The sequence below is a fragment of the Verrucosispora sp. WMMD573 genome (genome assembly GCF_027497175.1).
Classification (GTDB): domain Bacteria; phylum Actinomycetota; class Actinomycetes; order Mycobacteriales; family Micromonosporaceae; genus Micromonospora.
Genome location: NZ_CP114901.1, coordinates 2,147,448 through 2,160,634, shown reverse-complemented (window position 1 = coordinate 2,160,634; position 13,187 = coordinate 2,147,448). Strand labels below are relative to the sequence as shown.

Sequence of the window (13,187 nt, the reverse complement as noted above, 5' to 3'; positions counted from 1 at the left end):
GCACACGGATAGCACATGTGTTCGAATACTGGCCATGCGCTGGGACAACCTCACCGCTCCCCCGGTCGAGGGAGTTCCCGGACGGGCAGCGCCAGCGACACCACCCCTGCCGCTGGCGCTGCCCGATGCGGTCGTCCGCACCTTCGACACCCCCGATTTCGCCGGCATGACCTTCTACGAGGTGCGCGCCAAGTCGATCCTCAACAAGGTCCCGGGCAGCTCCCGCGTCCCGTTCGAGTGGACCGTCAACCCGTACCGCGGATGCAGTCATGCGTGTTTTTACTGCTTTGCCCGAAATACCCATACCTACCTAGACTTCGACGCGGGGGCGGATTTCGACACGCGGGTGGTCGTCAAGGTCAACGCAGGTGAGCTGCTTCGTCGTGAGCTGGCCGCGCCGCGCTGGCACGGCGCGCACGTGGCGATGGGCACGAACGTCGACTGCTACCAGCGGGCCGAGGGGCGTTACCGGCTCATGCCGCCGATCATCGAGGCGCTGCGCGACTTCGCCAATCCGTTCTCGATCCTGACCAAGGGCACCCTGATCCAGCGTGATCTCCCGCTGCTGCGGCAGGCGGCCGAGGTTGCCCGGGTGAGCGTCTCCTTCTCCGTCGGCTTCCTCGACGAGCAGCTGTGGCGCTCGGTCGAGCCCGGCACGCCGAGCCCGCGCCGGCGGCTCGACGCGGTACGCCGCTTTGCCGACGCCGGCTTCGAGGTGGGCGTGCTGATGGCGCCGATCCTGCCCGGTCTGTCCGACGCGGACGAGTCCATCGAGGCCACCGTGGCGACGATCGCCGCCGCGGGCGCAGCCAGCGTGACGCCGCTTGCGCTGCACCTGCGCCCCGGCGCCCGCGAGTGGTACGCGCGGTGGCTCGGGCGGGAGCATCCCCGGCTGGTGCCGCGCTACCGGGAGTTGTACCGGGCGGGCGCGTACGCGCCGCAGTCCTACCAGCGAGAGCTGACCGCGCGGGTTCGCATCGCCGCCCGTCGTCACGGACTGCTCCGGTCCGGGGCTGGTGAACACCGCAACACGCCACAGCAAGCACCGACACCGCCGCCCGAGCAACTGAGCCTGCTCTGATCGACTCTTGGACCCCGGGCCGGGCGAGGCCGAGCGCGCCGCGAGGTCCCGTCGGTCGATCCGGCGGCCCGCCGGGGACGCGGCTACAGTCGGCAGGTGCGTTCCGCCCAGAAGATTCTCGCCGACGCCGCCGTGATCGCCGTCGTCGGCGCGTCCCGCGATCCGTTCAAGGCTGCTCACCGCGTACCGCTGGAGATGCAGCGGCATGGCTGGCGCATCATCCCGGTCAACCCGACCGCCGACGAACTCTTCGGCGAGCCGGTGTACCGGTCCCTGGCCGACATCCCGCACCCGGTCGACCTGGTCGACGTGTTCCGGCCGGCCGACGACGCCGTGGAAGTCGTTCGGCAGGCGGTGGCGATCGGCGCCCCGGCGGTGTGGTTGCAGCTCGGCATCGTCTCGCCGCAGGCCCGGCGGATCGCCGAGGAGGCCGGCATCGACTATGTCGAGGACCGCTGCCTGATCGTGGAGCGGGCCGCCGCCGGGCTGACCCGCCGCAGTTGATGCTCAGAGCTTGTACTCGCGGAGCAGGCCCCGGGAGATGATCGTCTTCTGGATCTCCGAGGTGCCCTCGCCGATGAGCAGGAACGGGGCTTCCCGCATCAGCCGCTCGATCTCGTACTCCTTGGAGTAGCCGTAGCCGCCGTGGATGCGGAACGCCTCCTGGACGACCTCGGCGCAGTACTCCGAGGCGAGCAGCTTCGCCATCCCGGCCTCGACGTCGTTGCGCTGGCCGGCGTCCTTGAGCCGGGCCGCGTTGACCATCAAGGCATGCGCCGCCTCGATCTTCGTACCCATCTCGGCCAGCTTGAAGGCGATGGCCTGGTGCCCCGCGAGCGGCTGACCGAAGGTCCGGCGCTGCTGGGCGTACGCGACGGCCAGTTCGAAGGCCCGGATGGAGATGCCGCAGGCTCGGGCGGCGACGTTGACCCGGCCGACCTCGATGCCGTCCATCATCTGGTAGAAGCCCCGACCCACCTGGTCGGGTCCGCCGAGGACGGCGCTGTCGGGAACGGTGACGCCGTCGAGCACCATCTCGGTGGTCTCGACGCCCTTGTAACCCATCTTGTCGATCTTGCCGGGGATGGTCAGGCCCGGGGCGGTCTCGCCGAAGCCGGGCTCCTTCTCCAGCAGGAAGGTGCTCATGTTGCCGTAGACCGTGTCCGCGCCGGTCTCGGTCCGGACGAGGGTGGCCACCACCGACGAGTACGCGCCGTTGGTAAGCCACATCTTCTGCCCGTTGATGACGAAGCGGTCGCCGTCGCGGACCGCCTTCGATCTGATCGCCGAGACGTCGGAGCCACACTCCGGTTCCGACATGGAGAAGGCACCCCGCACCTCGCCGGCAGCCATCCTCGGCAACAGCCGGGCCCGCTGTTCGACGGAGCCGTGCTGGGAGATCAGGTACGCCACGATGAAGTGCGTGTTGACGATGCCGGAGATCGACATCCAGCCCCGGGAGAGTTCCTCCACCACCAGGGCGTAGGTCAGCAGGGACTCACCGAGACCGCCGTACTCCTCGGCGATGGTGAGCCCGAACAGGCCCATCTCCTTCATGCCGTCGAGGATGTCGGCCGGGTACTCGTCGGCGTGCTCCAGACGTTGCGCGTGCGGAATGATCTCCTTGTCCGCGAACTCCCGGACGGTTCCCAGGATCGACTGCTGCTCGTCGGTCAGGCCGGGCGTCTGCGCGAGTCGAGCCATCTCAGCCTCCGGAATTCGGCGCACCTACTCACTGGTAACTAAACGCTCGATCAGTATCGTCGCCCGGACCGGGGCGGCCAAGACGAGCAGTCCACACAACCCCTGTGAAAAGCTTCACCGCTGCGGGTAGCGTCCCGCAAAGAGGGCCTTCCCACCAGGGCGGACGGGCCACGCGGAAAGCGTGGGTCGGTACGGAGGAGGAGAGCGTGGGCCAACCACCGGAGCCGGACCAACCACCGTCGCCCTACGAGCCACCGCCGGGCGGGCAGCAGCCGCAGTACGGCCAACCGTACGGGCAGCAGGGCGAGCAACCGGCGTACGGACAGCCGGCGTACGAGCATCCCGGGCAGCCGCCACACGGCCAGCAGTGGGGGCAACAACCGCCGTACGCCCCGCAGGTGCCCTACGGGCAGTACGGACCGCCGGCCGGCCAGGGCAGCGGACGCGGCACCAACGTACTGGCCATCCTGTCGCTGGTCTTCGCCTTCGTCTTCGCTCCCGCCGGCATCGCCCTCGGTCAGCTGGCCAAGCGGCAGCTGCGCAGCAGCGGCGAGGACGGCGAGCAGCTGGCCACCTGGGGCCTGATCCTCAGCTACATCTTCACCGGCCTCTTCCTGCTGGCCTGCTGCGGCTGGCTGGCACTGGCGATCTGGGCCGGCTCCGACGGCACCAGCACCTGAGCCCGTTCAGCGGAACTGGGCCTCCCGGACGCTGTTGCCGCCGTCGACCACCAGCATCTGCCCGGTGATGTAGGACGCGGCGGGTGAGCAGAGGAACGTGATCGCCGCAGCCACCTCGTCGGGGGTACCGGGGCGTCCGACCGGCGTACCCAGACCCTGCTTGATCTCGGCCATCGTCGAGGCCGCGGTGTAGATGGTGCCCGGGGCCACCGCGTTGACCGTCACTCCGTCGGCGATCATCTCCATGGCCAGCGCCCGGGTCAGGCCCACCACGCCCGCCTTGGCCGCGGCGTACGCCGCCTCGGTGGGCAATGCGTTGACCGGACCGGCGGTCGCGGCCAGATTCACGATCCGGCCCCAACCGCGCTCGGCCATCCCGGCGATGAAGGCCCGGCTGCACAGGAAGGCCGTGGTCAGGTTCCGGTCGATCTCGCCCTGCCACTCCTCGTAGCTGAGCTGCGCGACCGGACGCAGCACCTCCGGGCTGGCCCGGCTGGCCAGGCCGGCGTTGTTGACCAGCACCTCGACATCGCCGAGTTGCTCCGCCACCGCGTCGGCCAGCGCGCCCACCTCCGACTCGTCGGTGAGGTCGGCGACGAAACCGGTCACCCCGAGCTCACCGGCCCGCTCGTGGATGCGCCGGGTGGTCGACACGATCGCCACCCGGGCGCCGAGGTCGGACAACCGGCGAGCGGTGGCGTAGCCGATGCCGTCCGGGCTGCCCGCCCCGGTCACCAGCGCGACCTTGCCATCCAGCCGCATGGTCACCGGCTCGGGCAGTGCCGCCGGAGCATCCTGGTCGCCGGGCTCCGGTGCCGCGGCGGAGCGTGGCCGCCGGCTCATGCCCGGTCGGCTGACGTCCCGTCTCGGTCTGTTGCCGGAACGGTCCGCCGCACGCGCGTCAATCCCCATGCCGAGATCCTGCCCTTCCCGCCGCTGTCGGGCAACGCGCACCCGGTGCCGGGCGCGTCGCGGGGTGCGCGACGGTGACTACCCTGACTGCGCCACATCATCGCGACGGAAGAGATGCCCGATGACGCAACCCCCGCCGGCCGGCGGCTGGCCGGACCCCGCATCGACCGGCCAGCCGTCCGGCCCACCCGCCGACCCGACCCTGCCGGTCAGCCCGCAGCCACCGATTCCACCGCAGCCTCCCGGGTACGAGCCGTACCAGCCGCACGCCGACCCGTACGCCGGTATGAAGTCGGACCCGGCCGCCGCGCCGTACCCGCCGACCGGTTACCCGCCGGCTCAGCCCGCCGCTTACCCGCCGGCTCAACCCGCCGGCTACCCGCCGCCCCCGCCCGGCTACGGCTATCCCCCGCCCGGGTACGGCTACCCGCAGCAGAAGACGAACACCATGGCGATCGTCGCCCTGGTCCTCTCCCTGATCGGGATCGGCTCATGTATCACCGCCCCGGTCGGCGCCATCATGGGACATGTCGCCATGCGCCAGATCCGGGAGACCGGTGAGAGCGGCGAGGGGATGGCCAAGGCCGCCATCATCGTCGGCTGGGTCCTCACCGGGCTGCTCGCGCTGGTGATCATCGGTTACGCCATCGCGATCGCCTTCGCCATCGCGAACTCGTCCTCCACCACCTGACCAGCCACGCCCGCCCCGGCCGAGGTCGGGGCGGGCGTGGGGTGAGTGGTAGGGCTACTCGGCCGGCGGGTCGAACGTCGTGGTGCGGGTCATGCCGGCTGCCCGGCCCTTGGCGGCGATCACCAGGGCCATCTTGCGGGAAGCCTCGTCGATCATCTCGTCGCCGAGCATCACCGCACCCAGCCGGCCACCCGCCTCCGAGGTGTAGTGCTGGTACGCGTCGAGGATCAGTTCGGCGTGGTCGTAGTCGGCCTGGGCCGGCGAGTAGACCTCGTTCGCGGCTTCGATCTGCCCGGGGTGCAGCACCCACTTGCCGTCGAAGCCGAGCGCCGCCGACCGCTTGGCGACCTCGCGGAACGCGTCGGTGTCCCGGATCTGCAGGAACGGGCCGTCGATGGCCTGCTTGTCGTGCATCCGAGCGGCCATCAGGATGCGCATCAGGATGTAGTGGTACGGGTCGCCCGGGTAGTCAGGAATGAGGGCGCCGACCACCAACGACCTCATGTTGATCGAGGCCATGAAATCGGCCGGGCCGAAGATGATCGTCTCGACGCGTGGCGACGCGGCGGCGATGGCGTCGACGTTGACCAGGCCGGCGGCGTTCTCGATCTGCGCCTCGATGCCGATCCGGCCCACCTCCAGGCCGAGGGTCTTCTCCAGTTGGGCGAGGGTCATGTCCAGCCACTGCACCTGCGCCGCGTTCTGCACCTTCGGCAGCATCACGCAGTCGAGGTTGGCCCCCGCCCCCTCCACCACGTCGATGACGTCCCGGTACGTCCACGGGGTGGTGAGGTCGTTGACCCGGACGACCCGGGTCTTGCCGGCCCAGTCGCCCTCGTTCAGCGCGGCCACGATGTTCTTGCGGGCGTCCGGCTTGGCCAGGGGGGCGACCGCGTCCTCCAGGTCGAGGAAGACCTGGTCGGCCGGGAGTCCCTGGGCCTTGCCGAGCATCTTGACGCTCGATCCGGGCACGGCGAGACAGGACCGACGGGGACGCCCAACAACGGCCATCGGCGGCGCTCCTTTCGGGTACGGCAGGTCCGCCGCCCCCTTGCTTAACGATCCCAAAGGCGCTTGTGACGCCACGGTAACCTCGTGCCGTGACCGCGGTGAATGGACCTGTGGAAGATGTCACTGACCGTCGACTGGTCGTGATCACCGGAGCGAGTTCCGGCATCGGGTTGGCCGCCGCCATCGATCTCGCCTGCCGGGGCGACCGGGTCGTCCTGGTCGGCCGGGATCCGGCCCGACTGCGGGCTGCCGCCGACGAGGTACGCGAATCCTCCGGGGAGCGGCCCGAGGTGTTCCGCGCCGACTTCGCCGTCCTCGACGACGTGCGGCAGATGGCCGAGCGGCTGCGCGCCGCGTACGACCGGATCGATGTGCTGGCCAACAACGCCGGCGCGATCGTGCTCCAGCCGGTCACCACGGTCGACGGTTTCGAGCTGTCCATCCAGGCCAATCACCTGGCGCCCTTCCTGCTGGCCAACCTGCTGGCCGACCGGGTGGGTCGAATGGTGGTGACCGCCTCCGGCGCGCATCGCAGCGGCACGCTCGACCCGAACGACCTGAACGCGTCGCTGCGCCGCTACCGCCCGATGTCCGCGTACGGCACCAGCAAGCAGGCGAACATCCTGTTCACCGCCGAGGCGGCCCGGCGGTGGCCCCGGGTCGACTCGTACTGCTTCCATCCCGGGGTGGTCCGCACCCGCTTCGGCAACGAGAGCCGGGTGGTCGCCCTGGGCATGCGTCTGTTGCCGTTCCGCAGCCCGGCGAAGGGCGCGCAGACGCTGGTGTGGCTGGCCAACCAGGACCGGTCCCGGCTGACGGGCGGTGCCTACTACTTCGACTGCCGGCCACGCCGTCCTTGGCCCAAGGCGGCCGATGCGCGGCTCGCGGCGCGGCTCTGGGCGGCCAGCGCCGCCGCGGTGGGCATCCCGGACTGACGGCCCCCGCGGCGCAAGCGGGTCGCTTGGCCTGCGCCGCATCGCGCGGGGCAACCGGGTCGCCCCGGTCGGGAAACATTGCCATACTTCGCGCCATGACCGTCACGGAGGGTGTCAACCTGCGGGTGCTCGGCAAGGACGAGGAGCTGACCGCCCGGCTGGATGCCGAGCTGACCGCCTTCAACCAGCGGGCCACCGGCGTCGCCGACGAGGCGGAGCTGTCCGTCCGGGTCACCGACGCGGACGGCGAACTGGTGGCCGGGTTGACCGGCTGGAGTTGGGGCACCTGCGCGGGGATCAACATGGTCTGGGTCCGTGCTGATCGCCGTGGCGAAGGCTGGGGCGGCCGGTTGCTGGCGGCGGCCGAGCAGGAGGCCCGACGACGCGGCTGCACGGAGATTTCGGTCGCCTCGTTCTCGTTCCAGGCTCCGGGCTTCTACCGCCGGCATGGCTACCTGGACACCGGTCGCCGGGAGGGCATCCCGGGTGGCCACGTCGATCACCAGTTCTGGAAGTCGCTGGTCACCGACCCGGCCGCCGCGGTGCGCCTGGTCGCACTGGTGGAGCTGCCCGACGGCGCGGTCGAGGCCGGGCAACGGTACGAGGACACCGTGCTCGCGCTGTTGCCCCGGCACGGCGGGCGGCTGGAACGGCGGCTGCGCACCGGCGACGGGCGTACCGAGGTCCACGTCATCCGCTTCGACACCCGGGCCGGCTACCAGGCGTTCCTGGCTGACCCGGAGCGGACCGCGCTGCGCGGGACGCTGGGCGAGACCGCGCCGCAGACCCGGGTGCTGGAGGTGCACGAGGTGTGACCGGGCAAGGCTGCGCTCAGTCGCGGACCGGGGCGGCGTCCGCCGGCACCGCCGTACTGACCCGTGCCGTACGCCGGGCCGTGCGGGCGCTGGACAACACCACCACGGCCACACCGACCAGCAGCAGCGACAGGCCGGGCAGGGTCACCGGGTCGGGCAGCTGACCCAGCCACGCCCAGCCGATCAGCGCCGCACCGGGCGCCTCCAGGAGGATCAGCACGCTGACCGTGGTGGCCGAGACCCGCCGCAGCGCGTAGCTGAACATCGAGTGGCCGAGCAGCTGCGCCCCGCCGACCAGGGCGAGCACGGCCAGCCAGGTGCCGGTGTCGAAGCCGCTCAGCGGAACCCCGCCGACCAGGCAGACCACCAGCAGGATCAGCCCGCACACGCTGTAGCAGATGGTGGTGTAGGTGGCGTTGCTCACGGTGACCCGGGCACGCTCCCCCAGCGCGGTGTACACCGCCGCGAACAGCCCACCGGCCAGCGCCAGCAGATCGCCCGCGAAAGCCTGGCCGGAGACCGTGAAGTCGGCTCCGGTCGCCAGCACCGCCCCGGCCACCGCCACCCCGATGCCGGCCCAGACACCCACCGGCAGGCGGCGGCCCTGCGCCCGGGCGATCAGCCCCTGCCAGACCGGCTGGGTGGCCACCAGCGCCGTTGCCGCGGCGACCGAGGTGAGCTTCGCACTCGGCATCCAGGTGGCGAAGTGTGCCGCCAGTGCCACCCCGGAAAGGACACAGAACATGCCCTCGCGACGGCCGACGCCGGTGGCCACGAAGCGGAACTCGGACCGCCGGCGGGTCAGCGCGAACGGACTCAGCACGGCGACCGCCAGCACGTTGCGCCAGAACGCGACCGCCAGGGCGGGCGCGGCGGCGAAGGCGATCAGCGGCGCGGATGACGAGACGGCGAGGACGGCCACGGCAAGAGCCGCGCCGGTCCGCAGGTCAAGCGGGGGACGATGGGGTTCGGGGACCACGAGGTGCAATCTTCACACGTCGCCCGGACGCCCCTTTCCGTCAAGGTTCGGTTACGCTCATGCGCGTCCTCGTCAGGGCTCCTCCCCGTCCGCCCGGAGGCGGTTGCCATGCCCAGGTTCCGGGCGGTGCTGTTCGACTTCTTCGGCACGTTGACCCGTCCGGTGCAGCGTGGCAAGGGTCACCTCAGCACCGCCGAACTGCTCGGCTGCCCGCCGGCCACCTTCCTTGAGGTGCTCGACCGCAGCTTCTACGAACGCGCCAGCGGGCGCTTCGACACGGTCGAGGCGACCCTGCGCTGGGTGTGCGAGCAGGCCGGCGTACACCCTTCCGCGGAGGCGGTGCGGGCTGCCGCCGCCGCCCGGCACCGGGCCGTACGCGCGGACACCCGGCTACGGGACGAGGCCGTACCGACCCTGCGGGCGCTGCGGCGACGTGGGGTACGCACTGGTGTGATCAGCGACTGCACCCACGAGCTGCCGGCGTTCCTGCCCGAGCTGGCGATCGCCCCGCTGCTCGACGTCCAGGTGTTCTCCGTGCAGGTGGGGCGATGCAAGCCGGACGCGAGCCTTTATCTGGCCGCCTGCGCGCGACTGGGCCTGTCTCCGGCGGACTGCCTCTACGTGGGTGACGGCGGCAGCCAGGAGTTGACAGGTGCGCAGCGCGCCGGCCTGAGCGCGGCCCGACTCGCCTCGCCCGACCTCGCCGACCATCTGGTGTTCAACCTCGACGCCGCCTGGGCCGGCCGGACACTGGGGTCCCTCCGCGAGGTGGTCGACCTGGTCGACGAGGCGCCGAGCCCGGTCGGCGCACCGGCGTAGCCACGCACGTGCCCCGGACGGGCGTCGCCTCGGCGGCCGGCGGGTCAGCGCCGTCGGACACGGTGCAGCCGGAACGGCCGACGGGTGGCCCGGACGGCCGGCGTCGGCCGGGGCGGCTCGGCCAGCGATCCGGCCGGCAGCTCGCTGCCGTGCGCCGGCTGGCCGGCCGGCGCGAGTCGCACCAGGGCACAGCCGTCGGCAGCCCAGCGGGCGACGAGTTCGGTGGTCGGTCCCGGCGCGTTCAACCGCTTGGCCCCCACCAGCGGGGCGAGCGTGTCCCACTGCTCGGTGCCGGGTGTCAGCCGGCTGACCTGCGCCGGCCAGGTGACGATCCGGCCACCGTGGTCACCGCGCAGGGTCACCTGGGCCTCGTCGGCCTCGGCCAGCCCGGGTGCGGCCTGCTCGCCGGGGCCGCTGACCACGAACAGCGCCGACTCCAGGGGTACGCACCACAGGGCGAGTGGCGGGCGGCCCGCCACCGCGACCCAGGCCACCGAGGCCTTCTTCATCGCCTCGTCGACCAGGGGGTGGTTCTCGCGTTCGTCGGTCACCGCGGCATCCTCTCGCATCCGGGCCGGTCCGCGTCGGCGGTCAGCCGACGAACGGCGGGACGAGGATCTCTCCCCGGGCCACCGGCATGACCTGACCTGCGACGCTCGCGCCCACCGCCACACCGCCGGCTACGGTCACGGCGCAGGCCAGCAAGGACGGCCGGCCCATCTCGACGCCCTGAAGGACGGTGTACGACGATCGTCCCTCGCCGGTCAACAGGCCGCTGGCGACCAGCCACACCCCGAGACCGAGCGCGGCCGACCCGGTGGCCGGATCCTCGGGTACGCCGAGACCCGGGACGAAGACCCGGGCGTGCGCGGTTTGGGTCGCCGGGTTCCAGGAGAAGACGCTGACATGCTCGATGCCGTACCGCCCGGCCGCCACCGGGTTCACCTGGGCCCGGGCGAGGGCGTCGGGGTGCACCGGAAGGAACGGGAACTCCAGGCCGCAGCCGGCGACCCGCGGGGCTGGACCGGGATGGTCCTCAGCGCCGAGCCCGACCATCTCCAGCAGCGGCTCCGGCTCCAGCTCGGGCCCGAGGGTGGGGCTGCCGCCGGTCAGGATGGCGGCAGCGCCGCTCACCTCGATCGGCAGCACGCCGGCACCGCATTCCTGATAGACCTGCCCGGTCGGGAACATGCCCCGGCGGGCGGCGGTGACCGCGGCGCCGACGCTGGGATGGCCGGCGAACGGCAACTCGTCGACCGGCGTGAAGATCCGGGCCCGGTAGGTGGCGCCGACCTGGGTGGCGGGCAGCACGAAGACCGTCTCCGACAGGTTGAACTCCCGCGCCAGAGCCTGCATCTGGTCGGTCGCCAGCCCGTCCGCGCCGAAGACCACCGCGAGCGGGTTCCCGGCGTACGGACGGTCGGTGAAAACGTCCACGATCTCGTAAGCCAAGGTCGACATGTTGATAGACACTAGGCCCTCAGGGCGTACGCCGGGGCCACTGCCGTGCCGTGCCGGCCCTGGACCATCGCCGGCCGGGTCGTCGACCTACCCCCTAGGCTGGTGCCCGTGAGCACGCCGACCCGGGTGTACATCGCCCGACTTGCCGGAGTCGCCGTCTTCGACCCCAACGGCGACCAGGTCGGCCGGGTACGCGACGCGGTGGCCCGGCTGCGCGCGAGTCAACGGCCGCCCGAGGTCGTGGGTCTGGTCGCCGAGATGCCGATGCGCCGACGGATTTTCCTCTCCATCAACCGGATCACCTCGATCGACGCCGACGCCATCGTGCTGGGCAGCGGCACGTTGAATCTGCGCCGGTTCGAGAAGCGGCCGAACGAGCTGCTCGTTCTTCAGGAGCTGCTGGATCGTCGGGTGCAGGTCGCCCCGGAGGGCCGCGCGGCGTCGGTGGTCGACGTCGCGATGGAGTGCAGTCGCAGTGGCGAGTGGTCGCTCACCCGGGTGGCGGTTCGCGAGCAGACCGGTCGGTTGGCTCGCCGGGGCCACCTGCACCAGGTCGATTGGAACCAGGTACGCGGGCTCAGTGGTGTGGCGGAGACCCGGGGCACCGCCAACCTGCTCGCCGTGCTGGAGGACATGCGTCCGGCGGACCTGGCCAACGCGCTACAGGACCTGCCCGACGCGCGGCGCAACGAGGTCGCGGCGGCCCTGGACGACCAGCGGTTGGCGGACGTGCTCAGCGAGCTGCCCGAGCACGACCAGGTGGAGATTCTCGCCGCGCTGGACCGGGAGCGGGCCGCCGACATCCTGGAGGAGATGGACCCGGACGACGCCGCCGATCTGCTCGGTGAGTTGCCGCCGCCGGAACAGGACGTGCTGCTCGACCTGATGGAGCCGGACGAGGCCGATTCGGTGCGGCAGCTGCTCAAGTACACGCCGGGCACGGCGGGCAGCGTGATGACGTCCGAACCGGTCATCCTGCCCCCGGACGCGACGGTGGCGGAGGCTCTCGCCCGGATCAGGGAGCCTCAACTCTCCCCGGCGGTGGCCGCACAGGTGTTCGTGGCTCGCGCGCCGATGGCCACGCCCACCGGCCGTTACCTGGGCATGGTGCACTTCCAGCGGCTGCTCCGGGAACCCCCGGCCGACCTGCTCGGCGGGGTGGTGGTCAACGACATCGATCCGCTGCGCCCGACCACGCCACTGCCGGAGATCACCCGTCGGATGGCCACCTACGATCTGGTGGCCATGCCGGTGATCGACCGGAACAACCGGCTGGTGGGCGCCGTCACCGTCGACGACGTGTTGGATCACTCGCTGCCACGGGACTGGCGGGACCGGGACGCGGCGTCGAGCGGCCTACCGAACGGCACCACGGGCTCGGCCGTTCCGGAACCGGCGACGGACGGTGGCCATGACTGAACAGCGGCGCGCGGAGCGGCTGGACCTGCCACGGGAGCCCCGGGGATTCAAGCTGCCCCGGGTGGACCAGGAGACGTTCGGACGTTGGGCCGAGGGCATCGCCCGTGGCATGGGCACGGCGAACTTCATCGTCTACATGACGCTGGTGATCAGCGCGTGGTTCCTCTGGAACACCCTTGCTCCGGCGGGAATGCGTTTCGACCCGTACACCTTCACCTTCCTCACCCTGGTGCTCTCCATCCAGGCGTCGTACGCGGCGCCGCTGATCCTGCTGGCCCAGAACCGCCAGGCCGATCGCGATCGGGTGGCGATGGAGGAGGATCGGCGCCGGGCGACCATGCAGAAGGCGGACACGGAGTACCTGGCCCGGGAGATCGCCGCGCTGCGGATCGCGCTGGGCGAGGTGGCCACCCGGGACTTCGTCCGCTCCGAGCTGACCCGGCTCGCCGAGGAGTTGGACGAGGCGGCGCAGCGGCGACAGCGGCTGGAGCGCCGGCACCGGGAGGACCCGGCCGCCCGGACCGGTGGTGACGGGTTGGACGAGCCTCGCGACGAGGTGGACGGCGACCAACCGGGTGACGGTCGTCACGACCGGGCGGCCTCGCACCGCCCGGAGAGCTGATCGACTCGCTCACACCGCTCTGACCGGCACCGGTGGCGGCCCGCTGTCGACGTAGCAT

Annotated in this window: 15 protein-coding genes; 9 read left to right on the top strand and 6 right to left on the bottom strand. The window is 71.4% G+C overall.

Annotation, left to right across the window (positions count from 1 at the left end; genetic code table 11):
• Positions 1 to 34 precede the first annotated feature (34 nt).
• Both O7601_RS10005 and O7601_RS10000 read left to right on the top strand, forming a co-directional pair.
• Positions 35 to 1,081 (top strand): Rv2578c family radical SAM protein, encoded by a 1,047-nt coding sequence (locus O7601_RS10005; RefSeq protein ID WP_281565907.1) that lies wholly within the window; start codon positions 35 to 37, stop codon positions 1,079 to 1,081.
• Positions 1,082 to 1,177: 96 nt separating this feature from the next.
• Positions 1,178 to 1,585 (top strand): CoA-binding protein, encoded by a 408-nt coding sequence (locus tag O7601_RS10000; RefSeq protein WP_281565906.1) that lies wholly within the window; start codon positions 1,178 to 1,180, stop codon positions 1,583 to 1,585.
• Between the two features lie 3 nt (positions 1,586 to 1,588).
• Here O7601_RS10000 and O7601_RS09995 read toward each other — a convergent pair whose 3' ends face one another.
• Entirely contained in the window at positions 1,589 to 2,785 is a 1,197-nt protein-coding gene (locus O7601_RS09995; RefSeq protein WP_281565905.1) for an acyl-CoA dehydrogenase family protein, read from the bottom strand.
• A gap of 206 nt (positions 2,786 to 2,991) precedes the next feature.
• On the opposite strand from O7601_RS09995, the gene O7601_RS09990 reads away from it, so the two are divergent.
• Positions 2,992 to 3,465: a DUF4190 domain-containing protein gene (locus O7601_RS09990; protein WP_281565904.1), complete on the top strand. Its 474-nt coding sequence runs from the start codon at positions 2,992 to 2,994 to the stop codon at positions 3,463 to 3,465.
• Between the two features lie 6 nt (positions 3,466 to 3,471).
• On the opposite strand, the gene O7601_RS09985 is transcribed toward O7601_RS09990, so the two are convergent.
• Positions 3,472 to 4,308 (bottom strand): SDR family NAD(P)-dependent oxidoreductase, encoded by an 837-nt coding sequence (locus O7601_RS09985; protein WP_281565903.1) that lies wholly within the window; start codon positions 4,306 to 4,308, stop codon positions 3,472 to 3,474.
• Between the two features lie 190 nt (positions 4,309 to 4,498).
• On the opposite strand from O7601_RS09985, the gene O7601_RS09980 reads away from it, so the two are divergent.
• Positions 4,499 to 5,068, top strand: coding sequence for a DUF4190 domain-containing protein (locus O7601_RS09980; protein WP_281565902.1), 570 nt, complete (start codon positions 4,499 to 4,501; stop codon positions 5,066 to 5,068).
• Positions 5,069 to 5,122: 54 nt separating this feature from the next.
• On the opposite strand, the gene O7601_RS09975 is transcribed toward O7601_RS09980, so the two are convergent.
• The gene (locus O7601_RS09975) at positions 5,123 to 6,079 is read right to left on the bottom strand and encodes a CoA ester lyase (protein WP_281565901.1); all 957 of its coding nucleotides are present in this window, start codon (positions 6,077 to 6,079) and stop codon (positions 5,123 to 5,125) included.
• A gap of 110 nt (positions 6,080 to 6,189) precedes the next feature.
• Between O7601_RS09975 and O7601_RS09970 the strand changes: the two genes are divergently transcribed.
• Together O7601_RS09970 and O7601_RS09965 are read left to right on the top strand one after the other, a co-directional pair.
• Positions 6,190 to 7,014 carry an SDR family NAD(P)-dependent oxidoreductase gene (locus tag O7601_RS09970; RefSeq protein ID WP_281566861.1) on the top strand — a complete coding sequence of 275 codons (825 nt, stop codon included), beginning with the start codon at positions 6,190 to 6,192 and terminating at the stop codon, positions 7,012 to 7,014.
• A 95-nt stretch (positions 7,015 to 7,109) separates the two neighbouring features.
• Entirely contained in the window at positions 7,110 to 7,829 is a 720-nt protein-coding gene (locus tag O7601_RS09965) for a GNAT family N-acetyltransferase (protein ID WP_281565900.1), read from the top strand.
• A gap of 16 nt (positions 7,830 to 7,845) precedes the next feature.
• Here the strand turns inward: O7601_RS09965 and O7601_RS09960 are convergent, their stop codons facing one another.
• Positions 7,846 to 8,808 (bottom strand): DMT family transporter, encoded by a 963-nt coding sequence (locus O7601_RS09960; protein ID WP_281565899.1) that lies wholly within the window; start codon positions 8,806 to 8,808, stop codon positions 7,846 to 7,848.
• A 108-nt stretch (positions 8,809 to 8,916) separates the two neighbouring features.
• Here O7601_RS09960 and O7601_RS09955 point away from each other — a divergent pair, with 108 nt between their 5' ends.
• The gene (locus tag O7601_RS09955; RefSeq protein ID WP_281565898.1) at positions 8,917 to 9,627 is read left to right on the top strand and encodes an HAD family hydrolase; all 711 of its coding nucleotides are present in this window, start codon (positions 8,917 to 8,919) and stop codon (positions 9,625 to 9,627) included.
• A gap of 44 nt (positions 9,628 to 9,671) precedes the next feature.
• Here O7601_RS09955 and O7601_RS09950 read toward each other — a convergent pair whose 3' ends face one another.
• Together O7601_RS09950 and O7601_RS09945 are read right to left on the bottom strand one after the other, a co-directional pair.
• Complete coding sequence (locus O7601_RS09950; RefSeq protein ID WP_281565897.1) at positions 9,672 to 10,196, bottom strand: hypothetical protein; 525 nt, start codon at positions 10,194 to 10,196, stop codon at positions 9,672 to 9,674.
• 22 nt (positions 10,197 to 10,218) lie between these two features.
• Positions 10,219 to 11,088 (bottom strand): PhzF family phenazine biosynthesis protein, encoded by an 870-nt coding sequence (locus O7601_RS09945; protein WP_281565896.1) that lies wholly within the window; start codon positions 11,086 to 11,088, stop codon positions 10,219 to 10,221.
• Positions 11,089 to 11,196: 108 nt separating this feature from the next.
• Between O7601_RS09945 and O7601_RS09940 the strand changes: the two genes are divergently transcribed.
• Together O7601_RS09940 and O7601_RS09935 are read left to right on the top strand one after the other, a co-directional pair.
• Positions 11,197 to 12,507, top strand: a complete 1,311-nt coding sequence (locus tag O7601_RS09940; protein ID WP_281565895.1) for a CBS domain-containing protein — start codon at positions 11,197 to 11,199, stop codon at positions 12,505 to 12,507.
• Positions 12,500 to 13,129: a DUF1003 domain-containing protein gene (locus tag O7601_RS09935; protein WP_281565894.1), complete on the top strand. Its 630-nt coding sequence runs from the start codon at positions 12,500 to 12,502 to the stop codon at positions 13,127 to 13,129. The genes O7601_RS09940 and O7601_RS09935 overlap by 8 nt, the downstream gene beginning before the upstream one ends.
• The last annotated feature ends 58 nt before the right edge of the window (positions 13,130 to 13,187 follow it).